Annotated in this window: 27 protein-coding genes; 17 read left to right on the top strand and 10 right to left on the bottom strand. The window is 43.6% G+C overall.

Annotation, left to right across the window (positions count from 1 at the left end; genetic code table 11):
- Positions 1 to 3 precede the first annotated feature (3 nt).
- Positions 4 to 1,152 carry an HmuY family protein gene (locus tag BP27_RS0102085; RefSeq protein ID WP_027850133.1) on the bottom strand — a complete coding sequence of 383 codons (1,149 nt, stop codon included), beginning with the start codon at positions 1,150 to 1,152 and terminating at the stop codon, positions 4 to 6.
- 48 nt (positions 1,153 to 1,200) lie between these two features.
- Positions 1,201 to 3,228 (bottom strand): TonB-dependent receptor plug domain-containing protein, encoded by a 2,028-nt coding sequence (locus BP27_RS0102080; RefSeq protein ID WP_027850132.1) that lies wholly within the window; start codon positions 3,226 to 3,228, stop codon positions 1,201 to 1,203.
- A gap of 265 nt (positions 3,229 to 3,493) precedes the next feature.
- Here BP27_RS0102080 and BP27_RS0102075 point away from each other — a divergent pair, with 265 nt between their 5' ends.
- The 4 genes from BP27_RS0102075 to BP27_RS14905 are packed head-to-tail and all read left to right on the top strand — an operon-like array spanning position 3,494 to position 7,299.
- Positions 3,494 to 4,576 (top strand): hemin-degrading factor, encoded by a 1,083-nt coding sequence (locus tag BP27_RS0102075; protein WP_051610148.1) that lies wholly within the window; start codon positions 3,494 to 3,496, stop codon positions 4,574 to 4,576.
- A 16-nt stretch (positions 4,577 to 4,592) separates the two neighbouring features.
- Positions 4,593 to 5,483: a heme/hemin ABC transporter substrate-binding protein gene (locus BP27_RS14910; protein ID WP_211251267.1), complete on the top strand. Its 891-nt coding sequence runs from the start codon at positions 4,593 to 4,595 to the stop codon at positions 5,481 to 5,483.
- Between the two features lie 5 nt (positions 5,484 to 5,488).
- Positions 5,489 to 6,508: a FecCD family ABC transporter permease gene (locus tag BP27_RS0102065; protein WP_211251266.1), complete on the top strand. Its 1,020-nt coding sequence runs from the start codon at positions 5,489 to 5,491 to the stop codon at positions 6,506 to 6,508.
- Positions 6,505 to 7,299 carry a heme ABC transporter ATP-binding protein gene (locus tag BP27_RS14905; RefSeq protein WP_036239111.1) on the top strand — a complete coding sequence of 265 codons (795 nt, stop codon included), beginning with the start codon at positions 6,505 to 6,507 and terminating at the stop codon, positions 7,297 to 7,299. Before BP27_RS0102065 ends, BP27_RS14905 begins: the two co-directional genes overlap by 4 nt.
- Positions 7,300 to 7,383: 84 nt before the next feature.
- On the opposite strand, the gene groL is transcribed toward BP27_RS14905, so the two are convergent.
- The 3 genes from groL to BP27_RS14900 form a co-directional block, all read right to left on the bottom strand.
- Positions 7,384 to 9,036, bottom strand: a complete 1,653-nt coding sequence (gene groL / locus BP27_RS0102055; RefSeq protein ID WP_027850129.1) for a chaperonin GroEL — start codon at positions 9,034 to 9,036, stop codon at positions 7,384 to 7,386.
- Between the two features lie 62 nt (positions 9,037 to 9,098).
- Complete coding sequence (locus BP27_RS0102050; protein WP_027850128.1) at positions 9,099 to 9,386, bottom strand: co-chaperone GroES; 288 nt, start codon at positions 9,384 to 9,386, stop codon at positions 9,099 to 9,101.
- A gap of 146 nt (positions 9,387 to 9,532) precedes the next feature.
- Complete coding sequence (locus BP27_RS14900) at positions 9,533 to 10,009, bottom strand: FxsA family protein (RefSeq protein WP_051610146.1); 477 nt, start codon at positions 10,007 to 10,009, stop codon at positions 9,533 to 9,535.
- A gap of 219 nt (positions 10,010 to 10,228) precedes the next feature.
- Here BP27_RS14900 and BP27_RS0102040 point away from each other — a divergent pair, with 219 nt between their 5' ends.
- A complete protein-coding gene (locus BP27_RS0102040) occupies positions 10,229 to 10,990 on the top strand; it encodes an SDR family oxidoreductase (protein ID WP_027850127.1) in 762 nt (253 codons plus the stop codon).
- A gap of 67 nt (positions 10,991 to 11,057) precedes the next feature.
- On the opposite strand, the gene BP27_RS0102035 is transcribed toward BP27_RS0102040, so the two are convergent.
- Positions 11,058 to 11,384 (bottom strand): ComEA family DNA-binding protein, encoded by a 327-nt coding sequence (locus tag BP27_RS0102035; protein WP_036239109.1) that lies wholly within the window; start codon positions 11,382 to 11,384, stop codon positions 11,058 to 11,060.
- A 178-nt stretch (positions 11,385 to 11,562) separates the two neighbouring features.
- On the opposite strand from BP27_RS0102035, the gene pyrF reads away from it, so the two are divergent.
- Positions 11,563 to 12,264, top strand: coding sequence for an orotidine-5'-phosphate decarboxylase (gene pyrF, locus BP27_RS0102030; protein WP_027850125.1), 702 nt, complete (start codon positions 11,563 to 11,565; stop codon positions 12,262 to 12,264).
- On the opposite strand, the gene lapB is transcribed toward pyrF, so the two are convergent.
- From lapB to BP27_RS0102015, 3 genes are read right to left on the bottom strand one after another with little or no spacing between them, the layout of a single operon-like run.
- Complete coding sequence (lapB, locus tag BP27_RS0102025) at positions 12,242 to 13,423, bottom strand: lipopolysaccharide assembly protein LapB (protein WP_027850124.1); 1,182 nt, start codon at positions 13,421 to 13,423, stop codon at positions 12,242 to 12,244. The two genes, pyrF and lapB, sit on opposite strands and share 23 nt — an antisense overlap.
- A gap of 27 nt (positions 13,424 to 13,450) precedes the next feature.
- Complete coding sequence (locus BP27_RS0102020) at positions 13,451 to 13,756, bottom strand: LapA family protein (protein WP_027850123.1); 306 nt, start codon at positions 13,754 to 13,756, stop codon at positions 13,451 to 13,453.
- Positions 13,757 to 13,780: 24 nt separating this feature from the next.
- A complete protein-coding gene (locus tag BP27_RS0102015) occupies positions 13,781 to 14,062 on the bottom strand; it encodes an integration host factor subunit beta (protein WP_027850122.1) in 282 nt (93 codons plus the stop codon).
- Positions 14,063 to 14,255: 193 nt separating this feature from the next.
- Here BP27_RS0102015 and BP27_RS0102010 point away from each other — a divergent pair, with 193 nt between their 5' ends.
- Both BP27_RS0102010 and BP27_RS0102005 read left to right on the top strand, forming a co-directional pair.
- A complete protein-coding gene (locus BP27_RS0102010; RefSeq protein WP_036239138.1) occupies positions 14,256 to 14,567 on the top strand; it encodes an FAD assembly factor SdhE in 312 nt (103 codons plus the stop codon).
- Entirely contained in the window at positions 14,527 to 14,925 is a 399-nt protein-coding gene (locus BP27_RS0102005) for a protein YgfX (RefSeq protein ID WP_150112008.1), read from the top strand. Before BP27_RS0102010 ends, BP27_RS0102005 begins: the two co-directional genes overlap by 41 nt.
- Before the next feature lie 5 nt (positions 14,926 to 14,930).
- On the opposite strand, the gene nadB is transcribed toward BP27_RS0102005, so the two are convergent.
- The gene (nadB, locus tag BP27_RS0102000; protein ID WP_027850119.1) at positions 14,931 to 16,556 is read right to left on the bottom strand and encodes an L-aspartate oxidase; all 1,626 of its coding nucleotides are present in this window, start codon (positions 16,554 to 16,556) and stop codon (positions 14,931 to 14,933) included.
- Positions 16,557 to 16,709: 153 nt separating this feature from the next.
- Between nadB and rpoE the strand changes: the two genes are divergently transcribed.
- The 9 genes from rpoE (at position 16,710) to recO (ending at position 25,135) form a co-directional block, all read left to right on the top strand.
- Positions 16,710 to 17,306, top strand: coding sequence for an RNA polymerase sigma factor RpoE (gene rpoE, locus BP27_RS0101995; protein ID WP_027850118.1), 597 nt, complete (start codon positions 16,710 to 16,712; stop codon positions 17,304 to 17,306).
- Positions 17,307 to 17,432: 126 nt separating this feature from the next.
- Positions 17,433 to 18,131 carry a sigma-E factor negative regulatory protein gene (locus tag BP27_RS0101990; protein ID WP_027850117.1) on the top strand — a complete coding sequence of 233 codons (699 nt, stop codon included), beginning with the start codon at positions 17,433 to 17,435 and terminating at the stop codon, positions 18,129 to 18,131.
- A gap of 18 nt (positions 18,132 to 18,149) precedes the next feature.
- A complete protein-coding gene (locus BP27_RS16630) occupies positions 18,150 to 18,626 on the top strand; it encodes a SoxR reducing system RseC family protein (protein ID WP_051610140.1) in 477 nt (158 codons plus the stop codon).
- Positions 18,616 to 20,019, top strand: a complete 1,404-nt coding sequence (locus tag BP27_RS0101980) for a DegQ family serine endoprotease (protein ID WP_027850116.1) — start codon at positions 18,616 to 18,618, stop codon at positions 20,017 to 20,019. Before BP27_RS16630 ends, BP27_RS0101980 begins: the two co-directional genes overlap by 11 nt.
- A 137-nt stretch (positions 20,020 to 20,156) precedes the next feature.
- Positions 20,157 to 21,956 (top strand): translation elongation factor 4, encoded by a 1,800-nt coding sequence (gene lepA, locus BP27_RS0101975; protein ID WP_027850115.1) that lies wholly within the window; start codon positions 20,157 to 20,159, stop codon positions 21,954 to 21,956.
- A 14-nt stretch (positions 21,957 to 21,970) separates the two neighbouring features.
- Positions 21,971 to 22,816: a signal peptidase I gene (gene lepB, locus BP27_RS0101970; protein ID WP_027850114.1), complete on the top strand. Its 846-nt coding sequence runs from the start codon at positions 21,971 to 21,973 to the stop codon at positions 22,814 to 22,816.
- 5 nt (positions 22,817 to 22,821) lie between these two features.
- Positions 22,822 to 23,505 carry a ribonuclease III gene (rnc, locus tag BP27_RS0101965; protein WP_027850113.1) on the top strand — a complete coding sequence of 228 codons (684 nt, stop codon included), beginning with the start codon at positions 22,822 to 22,824 and terminating at the stop codon, positions 23,503 to 23,505.
- The gene (gene era, locus BP27_RS0101960; protein WP_027850112.1) at positions 23,502 to 24,407 is read left to right on the top strand and encodes a GTPase Era; all 906 of its coding nucleotides are present in this window, start codon (positions 23,502 to 23,504) and stop codon (positions 24,405 to 24,407) included. The genes rnc and era overlap by 4 nt, the downstream gene beginning before the upstream one ends.
- Positions 24,408 to 24,412: 5 nt before the next feature.
- Positions 24,413 to 25,135, top strand: a complete 723-nt coding sequence (gene recO, locus BP27_RS0101955) for a DNA repair protein RecO (protein ID WP_027850111.1) — start codon at positions 24,413 to 24,415, stop codon at positions 25,133 to 25,135.
- Positions 25,136 to 25,137 lie beyond the last annotated feature (2 nt).

Genomic DNA, 25,137 nt, shown 5'->3' with positions numbered 1-25,137 from the left:
GCTTTATTTGGCTTTGGCTTCATCGTAACGAATAACCAGTGTTGCTGAAGGGTCTGAACCACTTTCACCTTTATTACTAATCACCTGCATTTTATAAAAATTGCTGTTATCTTCAATTAAATAAGTTGCAAAAGTAGGCCACATATCATGGTTACCTTCGCCTACGCCGTATTCTAAGGGGCCAAAGTCACCTGGTTTAGTAAATGCACCTTCGGCACTGTCGGCAAAATATTTGTAAACCTGTGCGGTGTTGGTGGGGTCAGTTACATCATCAACAGAAGCCACTTGCAATGCACCGTCTTTACCAGCCACGCCCGCTTGCCCTTTGCCTGAAGCACCACCGTTGACTTGAATTAAAATATCACGGCCTTGTTTAGAAAATTTCAGTTCCCAATCACCATTATCTGTCGCGGAGACGCTATTGGTTTCTAAATCCCAATAAACAGCACTGCTGCTAAAATCTAAATCGGGGGTTGATACAGCAGGTTCAAAGTTGCTGCCACTCCATTGTTCAACATTCATTTTCATGGTGTATTGGCGAGTCGCAAATTCAGTAAATTTAATGCGTGCATAAGCTTGGCCATCAGCCGATTTTAAAATCCAACCATTGCTAGTATCGGTATGAACCGTAACTTTGCCAGCTGCTGCTGGGTCTGGGTTATAAGTCCACCAAGCATCACTTGAAATTTGAGGGTTTACTGTGTCTGCTACCGGCGTACAAATATCAGTATTGTTAATATCCACCGCATTAAAACTGGCTAATGTATTATCTTTATTAAGTTTATTAAACTCTGCTTCAATTGGTTTGCTGTCTGCATCGTAAAGCGTGGTTATTTCGTGCGCTAAACAAGCTTTGACCCCTGTTTTAAGACTAAAACCAATGTATTTTTGATAAGCAACCTGCCATGGCTCTTCTTCTGCAACAACCTTACCTGTAGCAAGATCAATACGGGCTTTGGCTTTGGTTGCATCTAGGGTTGCTAAATTAGCTGAGCTAGTGGCTGGCGGTGTTGAACCATTATTAGACGAATCCTTGTCATCATCTGATGAGCTGTTACAACCTTGCAGACCACCTGCAAGCAGCAATAGGGCTAGACTAATAGCCAAGGGCTTTTTGTTGAATTTTAATGAACTTTGGGTTTTACGTTGCATAGTTATTGCCTCTTATTGATTAAGGTGGAGTACATCAGTTGCTAGGTTTTAGTATTCCCAACCCATGCCTAGGTAGATAAATCGTCCTTCTTCGGGGCGGTTATCTGCTTGAGTGAAATCTTTTTGGATATTGGTGGCGTTGTTTACACCACTAAAAATTCGCCAGTGAGAAGCAAAGCTGTAGTTGGCTTTTAAATCTAAAACAGTAAAGGCGGGTGTTTTATTGGTGTTGTTACTGTCTGTGAATTGTTGGGACTCATGTTTGGCTTTTGCCGTTAGCAGTAATCCCTTCAGTGGTGTTTGCCAATCTAAGCCTAATTTAACTAAATGTTCTGGGCGGCTGGGCAGGTCGTTACCAGTTATGCGGTCGGTGGCTTGCATCCAGGTATAACCTAAATTAAAGCTTAATCCGTAAGCTAGCGGTGTGAATGCAACTAACTCAACACCTTGAGTGCGAGCTTTTTCAAAATTTTGGTAACGAAAAATTTGTAAATTTTGTGCGGCTGATTCTGCAAAATCTTGGTCAGATTCAATTAGGTCAGTAATGTCATTACGAAAGGCGCTTAACTCTATTCGTGCATTATTGGATGCTTTTAACCATTCAATACCTGCTTGGTAACTTATAGAGCTTTCAGGATCTAAACCTGGGTTACCCATCACTTTATAGCCAAACTGGCTATGGTCGAATACAAAAAAACGTTCTTTTAAATTGGGGACCCGATAGCCATTGCCTACGCCTAAACGCAAGTTAATACGGTCGCCACTGGCTAGGGTATTAAAGAACATGGCATTCATCATGGGGGATAAATGTGTACCGGCTTCTTTATCCCTGTGCACACGAAAGCCAGGTAACAGCTCTAGGTGCTCACCTACAAACCAGCTGTCTTGCATAAACAGTTCTTGGGTTTTAGCTGTGGCATCATCAACTTCAATTAGGCGCTCGGTGCTGTTGCTTGTGCGTTTGTACTGAACTACATCCATACTTTCCTGTGATACTTGGCCACCAAAAGATAGCTTGTGGTTACCAGTAGGGTAGTTAAATTGCAGGGTCAACAGCTGTTGGTTCATATCAGTATTACGCTGTTGGTCAACTAGTTGAGTTGCGGGTTTATCTTGAGCGGTTTCACCTTCAAAATTTTCTGCTAATGCATTAATAGACCAGTTAAATGCATCTTTGCTGCCCATTTCCAGCTTTGCACCTAAATGCAGTGTGGTGGTTTGTTCTTTTTTGTTTACTTTTATATTGCCTATACCTGGTGCAAATTCACTTTGTCCATTGGTTAGGTCTTCTTGATAAATGCGTGGTGAAAGAGTGAGCTTTAAATTGGGTGTAAAGCGGTATTGAATTTGGCTAGCAAGGTTGAGTTTGTGACCAACGTAGCCCTGGTTGCTAAGGCTGTTAGGTGTTGCTGTCCAGCCGTCTTGGTCACGAGCGTCAGCCATTAAATTAAAGCTCCAGGCTTCATTGTTTAATGCTATTTGGCCTTTTAAATGCCGTTGCGCTAAAGGGTTATCTTTAAGGTCTTGGTCGCCCCAACTACCGCCGCTGGCAGTTATGGATGCGGCAACAGGTTTTTTGTGTTGATGGGTAATAATGTTAACCACGCCACCCATTGCGGAAGTGCCGTACATAGCTGAAGCAGCACCTTTAATGATTTCAATGCGCTCAATATCAGTTACTGCTATTTGGCTAGTATCCACCGCTGAGCCAGTGCTGGCAGAAATAGGATTGCCGTCAACTAGAATAAGTACACGGTTTGCATCGATACCTTGCAGCCAAACACCAGAACCCGTTTTACCGTGAATTGGGCGCAATTGTAGGCCAGGTACATGCTGTAAAGCCTCTTGTAAATCTTTAGCGTGAGTTTTTTGAATGTCAGCAGCAGTCACAACTTGAGTACGTACTGGAACATCAGCTAAAGCTCTTTCAGTGCGAGTTCCAGTCACTAGGATGCTGTCTAACTGAGTTACTTTAATGAGAGGGTCAGTAGATTCGTTTTGAGAATCTGCATGCAGATGTGTAGCCGTTAAAGTCAGACCCAATAAAGCTAAGCAGCTAAAATTACAGCGACTCATTAAAAAACTCCCTAAGCACAGAAATAAATAAATTGCTGGCTGGCAGTTCCTTAACGAAATGAAAATAAGAAGGGACGTGGCTGGCTGACGTAGTGAATGATAATTGATGTTAAATGATTGTCAACACTTAATTATAATGATTGACATCTGCGAAAGTGTTTAAGTAACATTGTTGGAATTATAGTGTGCAAGCCACCCAGGTATAACTACTACTTTCCAAGGCAGCCAGCACGTCAGTTTTTCTGCAACCCTTGGAGTAGATGCAATGAATATGACTCTGGACGCTCAAGATGAGCAAGCCATTCTTTTTTCTTCCTTACAACAATTACGTGAATCTGAAGCACCAGGTTTTATGGTGGATTGGGCTGCTTTATTAGATTCTAGTGAGGGAGCGCTTCAGGCCTGCCGTGTTGGGCGTGAAAAAGTTTGGCCTTTAAAAGATATTCTGGCTGTTTTAAAAGCTTTGCCAAGTTTAGGTCGAGTATTAGCACTAACTCGTAACCAGGGCGTAGTTAATGAATATAAGGGAATTTATCCTAAACCTCAGTTAGGTGAGGCTGGTCAACATGCGGCGGGTATATTCTTAGATATCGGCGGTTTAGACCTGCGCTTGTTTATGGGACATTGGCATTGGGGTTGTGCAATTGAAGAAGAAACTGCCAAAGGTAAGCGTTTAAGTCTACAGTTCTTTGATAAGCATGGTAGTGCTGTACATAAAATCTTTTCTCTAGAAGAAACCGATTTGGCCGCTTGGCAGCAGTTGGTGAATGAGCAAGCGATTACTGATAAAACTGCAGCTTTGCCTAGTTTTACGCCCGCAGAACCTGTAGCTCATCCTGCACCTGTTAGCCCTAACCAAGTGGCTGAGGAATGGCGGCAGATGAAAGATGTGCATCAATTTTTTAGTTTGATACGCCGTCACCGTATTACTCGCTTTTCTGCTGTACAAGCAGTACCAGAAGATTTAAGTCGTGAAGTTTCTGTGGATGCTTTTCAGCAGGTGGTGGACGCAACGGCTGAGCAAAAAATGGAAATCATGATTTTTGTGGGTAGTCGTGGCTGCGTACAAATTTATACAGGTAAAACGCAAGGCATTAAACCAATGCGTGGCTGGTTAAATATTTTTGAAGAAAATTTTACTCTGCATGCCAATCCTGACAGTTTTTTTAGGGCTTTTGTAACGCGTAAGCCGCAGTCTAGTGGCTGGGTAACTAGTTTAGAAGTATTTGATAAGTTTGGTACTTTATTGCTGCAAATGTATGCAAAACGTGAAGAGAATGGCCCTGAGCAAGCAGCTTGGACAGAGTTATTAACCCATTTGCCTAGTGTAAATACTAGCGTGAAATAAAGCAGAGGGATTTGCTATGAATAAATTATTTACCCAGCTAATGGCTGGGTTTCTCTTTCTATTGCCTTTAACAAGCCTTGCTGACGCTGGTTCTTCTAAACAGCGTGTCATTAGCTTAGGGGGTGATGTTACAGAAATTGTATATGCCTTGGGCGCGGGTGATCGCCTGATTGCCAGAGACACCACCAGCATGTTTCCAGAAATCGCTAATGACTTGCCAGATGTGGGTTATTTACGCCAGCTTTCCTTAGAGGGGATTTTGTCGTTTAAACCGGATCTAGTGCTATTAAGCGATGCGGCACGCCCTGCGCCTTTAGCAGAAAGGCTTGAAGCGGCAGGCATTAAAGTAGCGCGTATTCCTTACCAGCAAGATTTAGACGGTGTTGATTTAAAAGTGAACGCTGTGGCTGAAGCACTTAATTTAGAAAAAGAAGCCAAACCTTTATTAGCAGCTTTAGCCAAACAACGTGAACAACTTACCCAGCTAATGCCCTTTAAACAGCTAAAAGGCGTGTTTATTTTAAGCCATGCGGGTATGGGTGCGCCGATGGTCGCAGGGCAGGGTTCGAGTGCTGATTCACTGATGCAGTTGGCTGGTTTAAAGAATGCCATTCAAGGCGTTAAAGGTTATCGCCCGATTAGTACCGAAGGCATTATTGCCGCCCAACCAAGTACTTTGATTTTAACCCAAGCCGGTTTAGCAGCTTTAGGTGGTAAAGAAAAAGTGTGGCAACTACCCGGTTTACAGCAAACCCCAGCCGCCAAGAATAACCAGCTAGTCGTGGTTGATGATTTAGCTTTTCTAGGCTTTGGCCCCAGAACAGCAGAGTCGGTATTGGCATTACACGCTGCGCTATTAGAACTGCATTCTTCAGCTAAAAAAGTTAATACTGCGGCTAGGCAATGAACACCATGACTTGGTTATTAGGTTTAAAACCTGCGACACGGGCTTTAACTTTATTGGGTAGCGCTTTATTGCTAGCCTTATTAATTGCTTCACAAACCGGCACTTTAGCTTTAGGGCCTTGGCAGTTTATTACTGGCGGCATGACAAGTTATGACTGGCAAATTTGGACAGCCATTCGCTTGCCACGCTTGTTGTTGGCTATGTTGGTTGGCAGCGGCTTGGCGTTGGCAGGTGCAGCCATGCAAGGGTTATTTCGCAACCCCTTGGCAGACCCAGGTTTATTAGGGGTTTCTAGCGGTGCAAGTTTGGCAGTTGGCTTATGGATTGTGTTTCCTGTAGCGGCATTTTTGCCAGATGCTTGGACTTGGCAAGGGCAAATGTTAATTGCCTGTGTCGGCGGTTGGTTAACCTGTTGGTTAATTTTTCGCTTAGGGCAAAATGGGCAGGGCAATATGCTGTGGCTGTTGTTAGCAGGTTTAGCCATTAATACCTTAGCGGGCGCTTTTAATGGTTTGCTTAGCTACGTTGCCGATGACCAACAGCTGCGCCAAATGAGTTTATGGGGCATGGGTGGTTTGGGTTTTGTGCGTGGCAGCGAACTTGCCGTGGGTGCTTTGGTAATGCTGCCCGGTTTGTTTTTATTGCTATCGGTTCGTAAACAGCTAGATGTTTTGCAACTGGGCGATTTAGCTGCCGCCGACAGTGGTTTAGATGCTAAAAAACTACGCCAAAAAGTGGTGCTAGGCACAGCTTTAACGGTAGGCGTTAGCGTGGCTTTGGCTGGCATTATTGGCTTTTTAGGCTTGATGATTCCACATTTGCTACGGATGCTTTTAGGCCCAGGTCATCGGCTTTTATTGCCAGCCTCGGCTTTGGGTGGTGCTATTTTATTGCTACTTGCCGATGCTTTGGCTAGAAGTTTAGCAGCCCCTGCGGAAATTCCTGTAGGTTTGTTAACCAGTTTAATTGGCGGCCCTTATTTTTTATGGATGTTAGCGCGTGGGCGTAACAGAGGTGATGTATGACGCAAACAACCGCTAAACAGCCAGTGCTTACCGTTAAAGAAGTTAGTTTAGGTAAACCAGATAGTTGGCGCTTACAGCCGATGAGCTTAGACCTTAACTCAGGTGAAATTTTAGCCGTTTGTGGCCCCAATGGTGCAGGAAAATCAACCCTTTTAGGTTTGTTAACCGGAGAATTACAGCCCAGCAGCGGTGAAGTATTGGTTGCAAACAGACCATTAAATGCTTGGCCTGCTGCTGAATTAGCACGCTGCCGTTCGCGTATGGAGCAATCGACTCCATTAAGTTTTGATTTTTTAACCCAAGAGGTGGTAGCGCTAGGACGGTATGCTTGGGGCGATGATACGGCTGATTCTCCTATTGTAGCCGAGGCGATGCAAGCCGCTGGTGCTTATGAATTATTGGGGCGTAAAATTACCCGCCTTTCCGGTGGTGAACAGCAAAGGGTGCAGTTAGCTAGAGTTTTAGCGCAAATTTGGCAAGTACCCAACGCTTTGTTGTTGTTAGACGAACCCATGTCAGCACAAGATTTAGGCCAACAACAGCAGGTGTTACGTAACCTTAAAAAGCTGGTTAAACAGCACAACTGGAGTTTAGTGTGCGTGCTGCATGATTTAAACCTAGCTAGTGTTTTTTCCGATCGTTTATTGATGTTAGATAAAGGTAAGGTGCAAGCTTTAGGAAAACCTACTGAAGTTTTAAACTTGCAGCGTATTTCCAGCGTTTATAAAGCAGAGTTAACGGCTTATTATCATCCAGAAAATAATCGGCATTTAGTGATGCTAGATGATTGAATAAATGGGTATAAAAAAACCCCGATTTTTAAGTCGGGGTTTTGTTTTAGCGCTTAGCGCGGGTCATGCTAGGGTCAAAACGGATTACATCATACCGCCCATGCCACCCATACCGCCCATGCCACCCATATCAGGCATACCACCACCAGCGGCTTGCTCTTCAGGGTTGTCTGCAACCATACATTCTGTAGTAATCATTAGACCACCCACAGAAGCAGCTGATTGTAGCGCAGTACGCGTTACTTTAGCTGGGTCTAGTACACCCATTTCAATCAAGTCGCCATACTGGCTAGTTTGTGCGTTGTAACCAAAGTTGCCGGTACCTTCTTTAACTTTAGCAACCACCACAGAAGCTTCTTCACCAGCGTTGGTAACGATTTGACGCAGAGGTGCTTCCATTGCACGTAGTGCAATAGCAATACCGTGGTTTTGATCTTCGTTGTCGCCTTTAACAGCTTGAACGGCTGCAAGAATGCGAATTAAAGCAGTACCACCACCAGGTACAACACCTTCTTCTACTGCTGCACGCGTTGAGTGTAGAGCGTCTTCTACGCGGGCTTTCTTCTCTTTCATTTCAATTTCAGAAGCAGCACCAATGCGAATAACCGCAACACCACCAGCTAGTTTAGCTAGGCGCTCTTGTAGCTTTTCACGGTCGTAGTCAGAAGTGGTGTCTTCCATTTGTGCACGAATTTGCTTAACACGCGCTTCGATATCGTCTTGGCTACCGGTTCCATCAATGATGGTAGTTGATTCTTTAGTTAGCACTGCACGCTTAGCTGTACCTAGGTGATCAAGGGTTGCATCTTCTAGGTTTAGGCCAACTTCTTCAGAAATAACCGTAGCGTTAGTTAGAATAGCGATGTCTTGTAGCATAGCTTTACGACGATCGCCAAAGCCTGGTGCTTTAGCTGCAGCTACTTTAACAATGCCGCGCATGCTGTTAACAACTAGCGTTGCCATAGCTTCGCCTTCAATGTCTTCAGCGATAATTAGCAAAGGCTTGCTGCTTTTTGCAGTAGCTTCTAGCACTGGCAGTAGTTCACGGATGTTAGAGATTTTTTTGTCAACTAGCAGGATATAGGGCTCTTCCATTTCGGCAGACATATTATCCTGGTTGTTTACAAAGTAAGGTGAGATGTAGCCACGGTCGAACTGCATACCTTCAACCACTTCTAGCTCATCTTCAAAACCGCGACCTTCATCAACGGTAATTACACCTTCTTTACCCACTTTTTCCATAGCGTTAGCAATGATTTCACCAATGCGTGTATCGCCATTGGCAGAAATAGTACCTACTTGGGCAATTGATTTGGTGTCTGTGCAAGGCTTAGCTAGTTTTTTAATTTCTTCAACGGCTACGGTAACGGCTTTATCGATACCGCGCTTAAGGTCCATAGGGTTCATACCCGCAGTTACTACCTTGAAGCCTTCGTTGACTATCGCTTGGGCTAGAACAGTTGCTGTTGTAGTACCGTCACCTGCTTCATCTGAAGCTTTAGAAGCCACTTCTTTAACCATTTGTGCGCCCATGTTTTCGAACTTTTCTTTTAGTTCGATTTCACGCGCTACCGATACACCATCTTTAGTTACAGTTGGTGAACCGTAAGATTTGTCTAAAACAACATTACGACCTTTAGGGCCTAGGGTGGTTTTTACTGCATCGGCTAGAATATTAACACCGGTAACCATGCGTTTACGCGCGTCATCACCGAAACGTACATCTTTAGCTGCCATTTTCGTTTCCTGTTCTTAAATAACTGTATTGGATAGATATAGGGGTGTTGGTAAGAAAGCGCTTAGCCTTCTAGTACACCGAAAATTTCGCTTTCGTTCAGGATCAGTAGTTCTTCACCATCAATTTTGATAGTGCTGCCTGCGTAGCTGCCAAAAATGACCTTATCACCGGCCTTAACTGACAGAGGACGCAGCTGACCATCAACAAAACGACCTTCACCTATAGCAACAACTTCACCTTGCTGAGGCTTTTCTTTTGCACTGCCTGGCAAAACAATGCCGCCAGGGGTGGTGGTTTCTTCTTCCATACGACGAACGACTACGCGATCGTGCAAAGGACGGATTTTCATTGCTGAATGTCTCCTGATTGGTCAACTTATTGTTTAAGCATTTTGCTTGTTTTACTTGCCTTTCCGGCTAGCCGGATTGCTTGCTCTTGGAAAAGAACAAGCAGAAATTATGTTGCTAACTTTAAATGGGGATGTAGAAAAAAATTTCAAGTCTCTTGGTCATCTTTTCTTTGGTATTCTCCTTCAAGCACTTGTCCAGAACCATCTAAGTTTTCTCGCTGCTGAGTTTTATTACTGGATGTGTAGTAATAACTCTGGCGCTCTTGATAAGTGGTGCCTTGCCCTCTTTTTTTCAAGGGGCGAATAAGAAATTGGCGGGTTAAGGGAAGGAGTAGCAATAGCCCTAAAAAATCTGAAATAAAACCGGGTATAAATAACAATACACCCGCTAAACCAACAGCGGCTGTTTCTAAGACAACGCCTAGGGTTGCTTCACCCTTATTCATCTTGTCGCGCATAGCCAGCATTAAGCGTTGCCATTCTAACTGCACTAACACCAGACCTAAGACTGCAGTGGCAACAATAAGTAGAACAGTAGAAAAAGCCCCGGTTTGCTGACCAACTTGGATCATTAGCCAAATTTCTGCTAAGGGCCAAACTAATAAAAAGAAGAGTAATGGCATTTTTTAAGCCTTGTTTTGAAGGTTGTAAGTAAGAAGTGGTGACGCTTAGGTTGATCTTCAAGTGGGTGGGTCACATTTCTTGAAAATGACGCTTCAGTCAATTATTTTCAATAAGTTTCGCTTTTCTATTTCGCAACTGCGAGATGATGCGTTATATTGGTTAGGAAATGTAAGTATAGGCTAAGTTTTTTATTATTCTAAAAATGATCGAGGTGATTTATGCAAGTTAAGGAAGCAGTGATTGCAATTACTGGTGGTGCGCAGGGTTTAGGTCAAGCGATGGCGCTTAATTTAGCTACCCAGGGTGCTAAGTTAGCACTGATCGACCTAGATGAAGACAAGCTAAAAGCGACACTAGACTTGGTTAGAAAAGCGGGTGGTGATGGCCATTATTACTTAGCTAACGTTGCTGATGAAGTCGTTGTTGAAAGCACTTTTGAACAGATAGGTAAAGATTTTGGCAAGCTAGATGTGTTGGTCAATAATGCGGGTATTACCCGTGATGGCCTATTAGTGAAAGCTAAAAATGGTGAAGTAACCGGTAAAATGAGCCTTTCTAACTGGCAGCAGGTTATTGATGTTAACTTAACTGGCGTATTTTTATGTGGCCGTGAAGCGGCAGCGCAGATGATTAAGCTAGGTAGCCAGGGCGTTATCATTAATATCTCTTCTATTTCTCGCGCTGGTAATATGGGTCAGTCTAACTATGCAGCTGCTAAAGCTGCTGTGGTGGCTATGACGGTTACTTGGGCTAAAGAGCTTGCTCGCTACGGTATTCGTACTGGCGCAATTGCCCCAGGTTTTGTAGCTACCGATATGGTTTCGGCTATGCCAGAAGAAGTGCTAGGTAAAATTACTGCTGGTATTCCTTTGAAGCGCTTAGGTCAGCCAGATGAAATTGCGCACACTGTTCGCTATATAGTAGAGAATGATTACTTCTCAGGCCGTGTTGTAGAGTGTGATGGTGCTTTGCGCATCTAAGCTTTACTACTAGTCAGCAGAAGTATAAAAGCTCACTTCAAATTCTGAGGTGAGCTTTTTTTAGTTTTTAAAAACTAATTAATGGCTTTAACTTTGCAGCAGTTTTTTCACCTATGCCTTTAACGGCTTGTAGTTCTTGAGTGCTAGTAAACCTACCCTGCTTTTCTCGCGTTAGTATAATGGCTTCTGCCTTAGCAGGCCCTATACCCGGTAAGCTACTGAGCTGTTCTGCTGTTGCTTGATTGATATTAATGCGAGCAGCTGATTGTTGAATGGTTGCTTGCTCTTGACTGGCTGAGGTGGCTTGTCCACTGGCTAAACCACTGCCACTAAAAGTTATAAGTAGCAATAAAGCACAAAGAAGGCCTTTGAATTTGATAGAATTTCCCTGCATCTTTAATTCCTCTCGATTCATTTTTGAAAGTGCCAGTTTTTGCTAAACTGACTTCTTTAGACTAGAAGTCAAATACGGCTTCAGCTAGCAGAGAAATGTTGCAGAACGACCTTGTTTTTTGATTCGACTCAAGAGTTAATCTATTAGTTAGGTTTCTCTACTTTTTTTGCAGATTTTAATGGAGACCTATGTGAGCCCAATTATTGTTGCACTCGATTTTCCTTCCGCCGAACAGGCTTTGGTTTTAGCTGATCAGCTTGACTCTAAGCTTTGCAGAGTGAAGGTGGGTAAAGAGCTTTTTACCCGTGCAGGGCCGAGTATTCTTACTGCTTTGCATCAACGTGGGTTTGAGGTTTTTTTAGACCTTAAATACCACGATATTCCTAATACCTGCGCTCAAGCTGTTTTAGCGGCTGCAGATCAGGGTGTATGGATGGTGAATGTACATGCCAGTGGTGGGCTACGTATGATGCAGGCAGCCAAAGAAAATTTAGTTAAGCACAGTTTAAAAACTCAACTAATTGCTGTTACGGTTTTAACGAGTATGTCGCAGGCTGACTTACAAGAGCTAGGTGTTGAGCGTTCCTTAGAGCAGCAGGTGTTAAACTTAGCACAGCTTACCCATCAGGCGGGTTTAGATGGTGTAGTTTGCTCAGCACAGGAAGCCAGTTTGCTTGAAGAGAAGCTAGGTAAAGCTTTTTTGAAGGTAACACCTGGAATAAGGCCTGCCACTAGCAGTACAGATGATCAGCAAAGGATTATGACTCCTGAAGCTGCCATGACAGCAGGTAGCACCCATTTGGTTATTGGTCGACCGATTACTCAGGCCAAAGAACCTAACCAGGCGCTAGAAGCTATTATTCACCTTCTACCCCAATAATTGGCTTAATACTGCCCCATTCTCTGCACTTGGGGCATTGCCAATAGAGCTGTTTGCTTGCGAAGCCGCAGTTATTGCATTGATGTTCTGGCTTTTTTTCTAACAGTTGGCTGGTTAGGTTTCTGAGGGTTAGCAGGTGGGCGCGTTCATCACCACGCGCCTGATCTAAGTAAAGATTAATTAAGTAATCAACACCTTTAAGCGAACCCTGCCTAAGCATGTAATGGTCCACTTTCTCTAATGCCTCTTGGTGCCTGCCTTTCTTTCTTAATACTTCTGCTAGGTGAATCATCACTGAAGTGTAGTTATGTTCAGCGAGTAGTTTTTCTAGTGTACTAACCAGTTCTTTGGGCTGGTCAAGAAGCTGGTAGGCATCTACTAGCGTTTGCAACATAACAGGTATGTAATTGGGATCTTGCTCAGGTAGGCGAAGCAGTATGCGTATTGCAGCCTTGGCGCTGCCGCTTTGTAATTCAAGTTGTGCCATAAGCAGGGTTGCTCTAATGCAGGCAGCATCAAAAGCGGTGGCTTGCTTTAATAGCTTGCGTGCGGGCGCAAAGTTTTTTTGGCCTAGCTGTATTGCTGCTAGTTCACAAGCATAGTGAGCAGCGGCTTTTTTTAGATGATGGTTTTCTTTTAGCATGGAAGGAGAAATGGTATGTATGGCTTTTTGCCATTCTTTTTCTCTTTCGTATAGGTCCACCAGTAGTAATTGGCTGGCTTTCCCTGTGGCATTATTTAAGCCTGTTAATTCGCTTAGTAGGCGTTCAGCTCGGTCTAGCAAGCCTGCAGCCATAAAGTCTCTAGCTAACTCTAGCTGTACTCGGGCTGCTTGTTCTTTAGTAAGGCTGGGGCGGGCAAAAAGATTTTGGTGTACGCGTACGGCTTTATCTGACTCGCCGCGTGAACGAAACAGATTACCTAGGGCAATATGCGTTTCAATGGTGTCAGAGTTAACTTCTAGTGCTTTAATGAAAGTTTCTATGGCTTCATCTGGCTGTTCGTTAAGCAGGTAGTTTAAGCCAACAAAGTAATCATGACTTAGCTCCCCTAAAGTACCCGGAGGTGGAGTAAGGCGACGACGTTCTTTACGACCCAGCCACCAACCTAAGGCGAGTGCCAAAAAGAGTAGGGCAAATAAAAGTATTTCCAGTGGCATAAACAGTCTGTCGTTAGTGAGCGGGTGTTATTCAGGTGCTTTGAAAGTAAGTGTTCTTAGTTTATGAAGCTCTTCTTTCTGTTGTTTGAGTAGGCGTTGGTTACTGAGTAATTTTGCTTTATAGCGAGCTACCCAAGGTAACATAAGCACTAGTCCTAAACTAAGCCCTACAATGAGACTAAGAATTAACCAGAGTGCAAGGCTGTTTTCGGGTAGTTTTATAAACAGTAAGTCTAAGGGAACGGGTTGCTGATTACGCAAAGTGAACCAGATGCCTAGCAACAATAAAGCTATAAGTAGTGCTAGGCTAAAAAGCGATTTAATTAATTTCATACTTTTTCCTGGTGTTTAAAGCAACTAGCTCGCATTTACTTGTTCGCGTAACTCTTTGCCAGGCTTGAAGTGGGGAACATACTTGCCCGTTAAGTGTACTTTTTCACCTGTTTTAGGGTTACGGCCTTTGCGTGCTTGTCGGTAGTGTAGAGAGAAGCTACCAAAACCTCTGATTTCTATTCGACCGCCCGTAGCTAGGGTGTCAGTCATATAATCGAGTAGTAGTTTAACGCTTGATTCTACCTGCTTTAAGCTTAGGTTGTTTTTACGCAGTGCGATTTGGTCTACAAGTTCTGATTTAGTCACGCCTTTCACTCCGTCTCTGGGTGTTAGGTTTTTGAATTAACTAGCATAGTTACCTTTTACTTAATACACAATAACTAGCTTATAAACAAGCATTTAGCTAGTTAGAGCTACAAGTGTTTGGTTTACTGAGTATTTGCGCTTAAACTTGGAGCTTGCTTATTAATTTATAGTAAAAGTGACTTTTGAGGCCAACATGACAGATACCACCCCTGCTTCCCCTGAATCAACAACTGCAATAACTGAGCGTAACCGCATGTATTGGCAAAGTCGCCGTGGCATGTGGGAGTTAGATTTAATGCTAGTGCCTTTTTTAGATGGTTGCTTAAGTCAGCTTTCAGAGGCTTTGCAGTCTGATTATAAACGGCTTCTAAAGGAAGAAGATCAAGATTTGTTTCTTTGGCTGATGCGCCGCGAACCAGCTACCGACCCTAGTTTGCAGCCTATTATTCAAGCAATTATTGATCATGCAGAAAATGGCAGTTTGGATCAATATAAAGGTCTCTAAACTAGGAAGAATATTTTTCCTGCTCGTTTATACGGGGCTAATAGTTGTTTTACTTTCTCACACTTCTTGGTTAGCCAACGGGTTTATTGCACTTCTACTGTTACATGCTTGGTGGAGTTGGCGCCAAGCTTTTGGCGTAGCAGCCCCTGTTGCTCTGCTCTTAAAAGATAAAGAGCTTTATTGGCAGTTGGCTAGAGGGCAGCAGCAGCTTTTACAGCCACCTGCTGTTTTATTTAGCCGTTTTATTCTGGTTTTTAAACCTGCTGGTCCGTTCGCTTGGCCTTGGTTGCTCTGGCCTGATTCACTTAGCCCAAAAGAGCACCATCAATTACGTTGTTTTTTACGCACTTGGCATTAAACTGATTACCAGCTATCGGGCGTAAGTAAGGTGTCACGCGCCTCGGCAGCTGCCTGTGGATAATCTAGGGTGTAGTGCAAGCCGCGGCTTTCTTTTCTTAGTTGTGCTGAGCGAATAATTAATTCGGCCACGGTGGCAAGGTTGCGTAACTCTAACAGGCCACTGCAAATACGGTAATTAGAATAGTAGTCATGAATTTCAGACTGTAAAAGTTTAATACGATGCTGAGCTCTTTCTAAGCGCTTATCGGTTCTAACTATCCCCACGTAGTCCCACATAAAGCGACGAATTTCATCCCAGTTATGGCTAATAACCACGTCTTCATCTGAGTCAGTCACTTGGCTTTCATCCCAGCTTTCTAGTTCAGGTGCTTCTTTAAAGCTATCTAGCTTAGTGAGTAGGTCTTCAGCGGCTAACCGCCCAAAAACAACGCACTCTAAAAGTGAGTTGCTAGCCATACGGTTAGCACCATGTAAGCCAGTAAAGGCACACTCTCCTATGGCGTAAAGGCCTGGAAGGTTTGTTTGCCCTTTGGCACTGGTTTGTATGCCACCACAGGTGTAATGGGCAGCTGGTACCACTGGAAGTGGCTCTTGGGTAATGTCTATGCCCAGTTCTAAGCAGCGTTGGTAAATGGTGGGGAAATGCCCTCGAATAAAATCAGCATCTTGGTGTGAAATATCTAAACAAACATGGTCTAACCCTAGGCGCTTCATTTCATGGTCTATGGCTCTAGCCACCACATCTCTAGGTGCGAGTTCACAGCGAGCGTCAAAACGGTGCATAAAGGGTTCGCCATTGGGTAGAGTAAGGCGCGCACCTTCGCCGCGTAATGCTTCGCTAATTAAGAAGCTTTTAGCTGCAGGGTGATAAAGGCAGGTAGGGTGAAACTGATTAAACTCCATATTGGCAACAGAGCAGCCAGCACGCCAAGCCATAGCAATACCATCACCAGAGCTGCCATCTGGGTTGGATGTATATAAATAAACTTTGCTGGCGCCACCAGTGGCTAAAATAACCGCTTTAGCAGCAAGTGCCCTTACCTTACCTAGTTGGGTGTCTAGAACATAAGCACCCACGCAGGCTTGCTCTGCTAAACCTAGCTTGTGACGGGTAATTAAATCGACTGCTAGGTGGTCTTCAAAAATATCGATGTTGCTATGCTGTAAAACTCTGGCTGTTAAGGTTTCAGAAATAGCTAAGCCTGTTGCGTCATCTGCATGTAGAATACGCCGAAAACTATGTCCACCCTCACGTGTTAAATGGTAGTTCAGAGGGGAGGGCGCTGTTTTGTTGAGAGGGCCTAGTGTTTCTTCAGCAGGAGTAAAGGGAACGCCTTGATCTATAAGCCACTGAATACTTTTACGGCTCTCTTTTACTACCAGCTCTACCGTGTCTTGGTGGCAGAGCCCTGCTCCGGCTATAAGAGTGTCTTCTATGTGTGCCTCTAGGGAGTCTTCAGGGTCGACAACTGTTGCTATGCCGCCCTGTGCCCAGCGTGTTGAGCCCTGGTTAAGGCTAGCTTTACTGAGTAGAGCAACCCTGTGGGTGTTGGCTAGATGCAGTGCAGCAGTCATGCCTGCTGCGCCACTACCAATAATAACAACATCATAATGTTGAGAAGCAGGCATAAGGTAGGGGTCCTAATTTATAATAAATGCTTGTTGATCAATGGCCTTCGGGCTTCTTGACAAGGCTTAGCCGTGCTAAGGTATATCTATTTTAGCCTGTCTGGCAAGTCTTGATCCTTCGATTGGTTTGCGTATTAAACTTGGAGTTCCTGAATGACGAGCGCAAGGGAAACAGACCAGCGATTGGTCGAACGTGTACAAAAGGGCGATAAACGTGCTTTTGATCTATTAGTAAAAAAATATCAGCATAAAATTATTGCTCTGATAGGGCGGTATGTGAATGACCCTCATGAGCAGCAAGACGTTGCTCAAGAAGCATTTATTAAAGCTTATCGAGCGCTTGGTAATTTTCGTGCAGAAAGTGCTTTCTATACTTGGATGTACCGTATAGCGATAAATACCGCTAAAAACCACTTGGTTTCTAGAAGTCGTCGTCCGCCTGGAACCGATGTAGATGTTGAAGATGCAGAAAACTTTAGCCTAGTAGCGAGTATGCGAGATAACGATTCGCCTGAATCTAACCTAATGCGTGATGAGCTAGAGGAACGTATTTTTGCCACGATAGACTTGCTACCCGATGATTTAAAAACTGCCATTAGTTTGCGCGAGTTTGAAGGGTTAAGTTATGACGAAATTGCTGAGGTGATGCAGTGTCCGGTAGGTACGGTTAGGTCGCGTATTTTCCGTGCGCGTGAAGCTATAGATAAAGCAATAGCACCCTTGTTAGACCCTAACTCTGTTGCAAAATAGACACAGCAGAAAAATAATCGCAAAAAATATATGGGAATTTTTGCAATTAGATAAAACCAAATGGATTGTCCACTGTCTAGGATAGAAGCTGAAGTTGGATTGTTTATTATTTATGAGGTATCTGGCATGACAGACAAGCTGTACCAGTCTCTTTCTTCTATTATGGATGGCGCAGGTGATGACTTAGAACTGCCCCGCCTGCTTAATGCCATGCAGGCGTCATCATCTACCAGCCAAGCATTAAGCGATAAATGGCGTCGTTATCATTTAGCTCAAGGTGTTTTACGCGGCGAGTTGCGTGGTAAGCAAAACCCCAAAACAGCCCAAATGGATATTTCTGCAGCTGTTATGCAGCAGTTAGAAAATGAAAGCCTCAACTTTACAGATGCTGGAGCGGCTAGTGAGCTAGGCTTCGCTTCAAGCCAAGCAGAAGAACCTATTTCAGTGGTAGAGCCTAGCAAGACTGCTACTTTACCCAAGAACCAAGATCGTGGTCAGTGGTTGCGTGGTGGAGCCTTAGCTGCCTCAGTTGCGCTTTTGGTGATAACAGGTACGCAAATTTATAATCTTAGCCAAGAAGGTGAGTCTCCAGCGAATGCTTTTGCAACACAAGAAGCTGCGCCTCCCATAACTAGCCCGCTAATGCAGGCTAGCCAAGTTGCATCTGATTGCCAAAATTCCAGTTTTTCGGGTGTGACAGCGATCGATTTTCCTGTAGAAATATTGCAGCGCAAACCTTGTAGTGACAAGGTTCAAGCCTATTCCCCTCTGGTTAGCTCGCCTCAGTCTAGGCAGCAAAGTTTTACACCCGTTTCATCGCGTTAACTAACTAGGAAGTAGAGCATGACTTGGGTAACACAAGAAGCAGAAGTCATAGCAGAACAAAGCCTAGGGCAAGTGCAAGTTAAAGCTTGTGCATCTCAGGGGTGTGGTTCCTGTAGCTTAGCAGGTGGCTGTGGGCAGGGTGTTTTGTCACGCTGGTTGTTAAATCGCTCGCCCAAACTTGTTATATCTACAGAAACTTCCCTGCAGCCAGGTGATCGAGTTTTACTGGGTGTCAATGCTGCTCAGTTAAATCGAGCTGCAATACTGCAATTTTTATTACCTCTGTTCACCTTGTTAGCAGCAGCTTTGCTGGCTGAGTATTTAGGTGTTACCTCTGGGCTCTTGCTTTTTTTTATAGCACTTATTGGGTTGGCTAGTGGATTATTTTTGGCTAGAAAACTAGCAGCCACCAGTCAGCTAGAACTAATAAAACAACTCACCCCCTTTCCTTCAACCAAAGCTAAGAATAATTTGGAGTTAACTCATGTTGAGTAAAAGAGCTTCTTTACAAGCAGTATTAGCCACCTTGTTACTTGCTTGCTCTTTTTTTGTATCAGCAGCTAATTTGCCAGACTTTACTCAGCTGGTAGAAAAAGCCGCGCCTGCAGTGGTCAATATTAGTACTACGCAAAAAGTTCAAAAACGTTCCACGCGTATTCCACAGGAAGTTCCCGAAATTTTCAGGCACTTTTTTGGTGAGCTACCAGAAGGGTTTGAACAAGGACCCTCTCAGCAACAGCGACAATCACTAGGTTCGGGTTTTATAATTTCTGATGATGGTTATATTTTAACCAATAACCATGTGATAGAAAATGCAGATGAAATAGTCGTGCGCTTAAGTGATAGGCGAGAATTAGTTGCAGAGCTAGTAGGTAGTGATGCTTCAAGTGACTTGGCACTTTTAAAAATAGATGCTCAAGACTTACCGCTGGTGACGATGGGTAATTCTGATCAATTAAAAGTGGGTGAATGGGTGCTGGCTATAGGTTCACCTTTTGGTTTTGACCACTCAGTAACAGCAGGCATAGTGAGTGCTAAAGGGCGCTCGCTACCTAATGAAACTTATGTACCTTTTATTCAAACCGATGTAGCCATTAACCCTGGTAATTCAGGTGGGCCATTATTTAACTTGGATGGCGAAGTGGTGGGTATTAACTCGCAAATTTACACTCGCTCAGGTGGCTTTATGGGCTTGTCTTTTGCTATCCCTATGCAGGTTGCTTTAGAAGTAGCTGAGCAGTTAAAAGACCAGGGTCGAGTGAGTAGGGGTTGGTTAGGCGTGGCTATTCAAGATGTTAATCGTGATTTAGCTGAGTCTTTTGGATTAAAAAAACCACAAGGTGCTCTAGTTGCCAATGTTGATCCAGATGGACCAGGTGCTAAAGGTGGTTTGAAGGCAGGCGATATTATTTTGCAGGTTAATGAGCAAACCATTAATACTTCCTCAGATTTACCACCAGCAGTGGGCCGTATTCGCCCCAATGCCAAGGGTAAGTTTTTAGTGCTGCGTAATGGCTCGCGTAAAACCCTAAGCATTCAAGTGGGTGAGCGACCAGATGAAATGCAGCTAGGTTTAAACAGTGCAGCTGAATCTGAACCTATTTTAGCCGGCAAGCTAGGTTTGCAGGTAGAAATAATACCAGCTGGCTTAAAAGATAAGTGGTCAATTAGCAACGGTGTTCAAGTGGCAGAGGTGAGTCCTGAAGGAGCCGCGGCAGCTGCAGGAATACGTCGCGGCGATGTGCTGGTTTCTATCGCTTCAAAAGATATTGTCAGTCCTAAGCAATTTGCCAAGCTGGTAGAAAACCTAGCAACAGGTCAGACTGTAGCTGTTAGACTTGTCAGACGAGGTAGCCCTATATTTGTTGCGCTACGCGTTAATGAGTAGTTAACACTTATTTAGTGGCATTTCTTTGCTAGAGCATATCAGGTAAACTTTAGCGCACTTTTTTCGGGTAATACGCCTTAGCCTAGCTAGACGTATTACCTTCTCTTTTATTTATCTGAATTTCGATGTAGGTGAACGTGAAGCGCCTTAAACATATTCGTAACTTTTCTATTATCGCCCATATAGATCATGGTAAATCCACCCTTGCAGACCGCTTTATCCAGTTTTGTGAAGGTTTAAGCGACCGTGAAATGAAAATGCAAGTGCTCGATTCTATGGATCTTGAGCGCGAACGCGGTATTACTATTAAAGCGCAGAGCGTTACGCTTAATTACACCTCTTTAGAGGGTGAAGATTATCAGCTTAACTTTATTGATACGCCTGGCCACGTAGACTTCTCTTATGAAGTTTCGCGCTCTTTAGCTGCCTGTGAAGGCGCTTTATTAGTTGTGGATGCTGGGCAAGGGGTTGAGGCTCAATCAGTAGCTAACTGCTATACCGCAATTGAACAAGGCTTAGAGGTTGTTCCTATCTTAAATAAAATGGATTTGCCTCAAGCTGATCCAGAACGTGTCGCCAAAGAAATAGAAGACGTGATAGGCATAGATGCCACCGATGCAGTGCGTTGCTCTGCTAAAAGTGGTTTAGGCATACAAGATGTAGTAGAGCAGCTAATCAAGCAGATACCACCACCCGAAGGTGAAGTAGATGCTCCTTTGCAGGCTTTAATAGTTGACTCTTGGTTTGATAACTACCTAGGTGTTGTTTCCCTGTTACGCATTAAAAACGGTACGCTGAACAAAGGCGACAAGATAGTTATTAAATCGACTGGCAGAACTTGGGATGCCACAGGTGTAGGTATATTTACTCCTAAGCGAGTAGAAACAGGTAGCTTAAAAGCAGGTGAAGTTGGTTATCTGGTATCAGGCATTAAAGAAATTCATGGTGCGCCTGTAGGTGACACCATTACCCATGCTAAAACACCCGAAGTAGAAAACCTGCCCGGCTTTAAAAAAGTATCTCCACAAGTTTATGCTGGTTTATTTCCAGTTTCGGCTGAAGACTTTGAAGACTTTCGTGATGCGCTAGACAAGCTTTCATTAAACGATGCTTCGCTATTTTTTGAGCCAGACAGCTCAGAAGCACTAGGTTTTGGTTTCCGTTGTGGATTTTTGGGTATGCTGCACATGGAGATTATTCAAGAGCGCTTAGAGCGCGAATATAATCTAGACCTGCTCACCACTGCACCCACCGTTAGTTACGAAGTGGTTTTAAAAAATGGCGACGTTATAAAAGTAGACAACCCAACACTGATGCCAGACCCTGCAGCCATTGCAGAAATGCGTGAACCTATCGCTCGCTGTACCATTTTAACTCCACAAGAAATGGTGGGTTCTTGTATTACTCTGTGTACAGAAAAACGTGGTATGCAGGTAGATATGCTTTACCTAGGTAGCCAAGTACAACTGGTTTATGATATTCCATTAGCTGAAGTAGTATTAGATTTCTTCGACCGTTTGAAGTCAGTATCTCGCGGCTTTGCTTCACTTGAATACAGCTTTAATCGTTTTGAAGTAGCTAAGCTGGCTCGTTTAGATGTGCTGATCAATGGCGAAAAAGTGGATGCTTTAGCTTTGATAGTGCATAGCGACTTAGCGGTTAGCAAAGGTCGCGGTTTAGTTGAAAAAATGAAGGAACTAATACCTAGGCAAATGTTTGATGTTGCTATTCAAGCTGCCTTGGGTGGACAAATAGTTGCACGCTCTACCGTAAAAGCAATGCGTAAAAACGTTCTGGCTAAGTGTTATGGCGGTGATGCTAGTCGTAAGAAGAAACTTTTAGAAAAACAAAAAGCCGGTAAGAAGCGTATGAAGCAAGTCGGTCGAGTGGAAATTCCACAGGATGCTTTCCTTGCTGTATTGCAGGTTGATAACTAGGAATTAATTCACTTATGCATCTAGATTTTTCACTTATCTTGGTTCTAGCAACCTTTGTAACAGGGTTGGTTTGGTTGCTAGATAAGCTGGTATTAAAAAAACGCCGAGCAGCCAGTCGCTTTCAAGATAAAAAGCCTGGCCTAGTGGTTGAGTATTCCAATTCTTTTTTTCCGGTTTTAGCACTGGTACTAATTTTACGTTCTTTTTTATTTGAACCCTTTCAAATACCTTCAGGGTCAATGTTGCCTACCCTAAAAATAGGTGATTTTATTCTGGTTAATAAATTCAGCTATGGTGTGCGTTTGCCGGTAGTTAATAAAAAAATTATAGCAATGGATGACCCATCGCCAGGCGATGTTGCAGTGTTTCGTTACCCGCTAGATGAGCGTTTAAACTACATTAAAAGAGTAGTGGGCGTTGCGGGTGATAAAATTAGTTACCACAATAGTCAGTTACAAATTAATGGCCAACCCTTAGAGCGACAGCTTGTAGAAAAAAGCCCTGTAGAGTCACCCAAAGAAGATTTGTGGCAAGAGAATTTGGCAGAGGCCAGCTATTCAGTTTATAACTATCCGCAGCCTACTTTTAATTTTCCTGAAATAACTGTGCCTGAAGGTTACTATTTTGTCATGGGTGATAATCGTGACCATAGTAATGACAGTCGTTTTTGGTGCCAGGGTCAGCCACGCAATGAAGCAGGTTGTTTAATTATTCCTGGTTACGTTAATGACCGTGGTGCACCCTTGGTTATGGGGTTTGTTCCTGAAGAAAATTTAGTAGGGCGTGCTTTTGCTGTGTGGATGCATTGGCCTAAACTGCTAAGCTTACCTAAGTTTGGTGATGTTCGTTTAATTGAGTGATCCGAGTGAAAGATAACCTACGACCACTAATCAAAGCTTTAGGCCATACCTTTAGCGACTCTAGTTTATTAGAGCTGGCGCTTACGCACCGTAGTTTTGGTAATAATAATAACGAACGCTTAGAGTTTTTAGGCGACTCTATCGTTAATTTTGTAATTGCTGAAGACTTATACCTACGCTTTCCTCAAGCAAGAGAAGGGCAGTTGTCTCGTCTTAGAGCTCGTCAAGTAAAAGGCACCACCCTAGCTGAAGTAGCCAGAGAATTTAAGCTAGGTGATTACTTGCGTATGGGTTCTGGTGAGTTAAAAAGTGGCGGATACCGCCGAGAATCAATTCTTGCCGATGCTTTAGAAGCAGTGATAGGTGCTATCTATTTAGATGCAGGCATGGAAGTAGTTAAAAATCGTATTTTAAGCTGGTTTGCTTCGCGACTAGAAGCGATGAGCTTAAATGACACTCAGAAAGACCCCAAAACACGTTTACAAGAATACCTTCAGTCGCGTCAACTACCCCTACCCCAGTATGATGTTATACACGTTGAAGGCGAAGCCCATGCACAACTTTTTACAGTTGAATGTGTGATAGATCAGTTAGATTATCGACCTCTAGGCATAGGTTCTAGTCGTCGATTTGCCGAGCAAGAAGCCGCTGAAAAGGTTTTGCAGGCATTGGAGGTTAAGGTTAAATGACTAGTAGTCGTTGTGGTTATGTGGCCCTAGTAGGTCGCCCGAATGTAGGTAAATCTACACTTTTAAATCGTATTTTAGGGCAAAAAATAAGCATTACTTGTAAAAAGCCACAAACAACACGTCACCAAATTATGGGTATTCATACTGAAGGTGAAGTACAAACCATTTATGTTGATACGCCTGGTATGCACCTTGCCGAAGGTACACGTGATAAAGCCATTAATCACTATATGAATGATACGGCAAAACAGGCTTTGCGAGACGTTGATTTAGTGGTGTTTGTCATTGACCGTACTAAATGGATGCCTGAAGACCAGTTGGTACTAGAGCGTTTAATCTACTTGAAGTGTCCAGTTATTTTGGTAATTAACAAGGTCGATTGGCTAGAAGATAAAAGTACGCTTTTGCCTTTTATAGAAGAAGTTAGTCAAAAACATGACTTTGCAGCCCTAGTGCCTATTTCTGCACTCAGTGGTAAAAAAGTGAACAGCCTAGTTAATGAGATACAAAAACGCTTACCCGAAGGCCCCCACTTTTATCCTGAAGACCAAGTAACTGACCGCAGTTTGCGTTTTTTAGCTGCTGAGCTAGTCAGAGAAAAAATTATGCGCCAACTAGGTGAAGAGCTGCCCTATTCAACAACCGTTGAAATTGAGCAGTTTAAGCAACAGGGTAAAGTATTGCATATTCATGCTTTAATACTGGTTGAGCGTGAAGGTCAGAAAAAAATCATTATTGGTGATAGGGGCAATCAGTTAAAACTGATTGGTCGAGATGCTCGCCTAGATATGGAAAAAGCTTTTGAAAGCAAAGTAATGCTTAACCTCTGGGTTAAGGTTAAAAGTAACTGGTCAGATAACGCACGCGCTTTAAAAAGCTTAGGCTACACTGGGCAGGACTAAACCCCATGTCGCAGGCCAGTGACTTTCAACCCGCTTGGCTATTGCACTCACGCCCCTACAGGGAAACCAGTGCCCTAGCCTGGTTGCTAACCTTAGAAGAAGGGCGAGTTAATGCTGTGGTTAGGGGTGTGCGCACAAAAAAAAGTCGTTACCGTGCCCTGTTACAGCCTTTTACCCCCTTGCTTGTTAGAGTCAGTGGTAAGCACGAATTAAAAAACCTGGTAGGACTAGAAGCAACCTCTGCACCTCATTGGTTAAGTGGTGAAGCTTTGGTTTGTGGGCTCTATGCTAATGAGTTATTAAGTCGTTTACTTTTGCCAAGTCAGGCTTGCCCAGCCCTTTTTCGTGACTATTCCCTGTTATTACAATTATTAAATAATACTGACCAACGTGAGCCAGCTTTACGGCGTTTTGAATTAAGCCTGCTAGAACACCTAGGCTACCCTTTACTATTTAATGATCATTTAGGAGCGCCGCTTGCTAAAGAATGTTTGTATCGCTGGCTACCTGAGCAGGGATTTTTAATGGTTCAGGGAATAGCTGAACCTCATAATAGAACCTACACTGGCGCAAGCCTGCTTGCGATAGCAAACGATGATTGGCAAGAAAAACTAACACGAAAAACTGCCAAAGCTTTAACACGGCAGCTTTTAGCACCCTTGCTAGGAAACAAGCCTTTACTCAGTCGGCAGCTTTTTTTGCAAATGAAAAAGCCCAGCCTCAAATAACT

The sequence above is a fragment of the Marinospirillum insulare DSM 21763 genome (assembly GCF_000686905.1).
In the GTDB taxonomy this organism is placed as follows: Bacteria; Pseudomonadota; Gammaproteobacteria; order Pseudomonadales; family Halomonadaceae; genus Marinospirillum; species Marinospirillum insulare.
The sequence above is the reverse complement of the archived record's forward strand: the minus strand, read 5'-3'. Positions and strand labels throughout refer to the sequence as shown.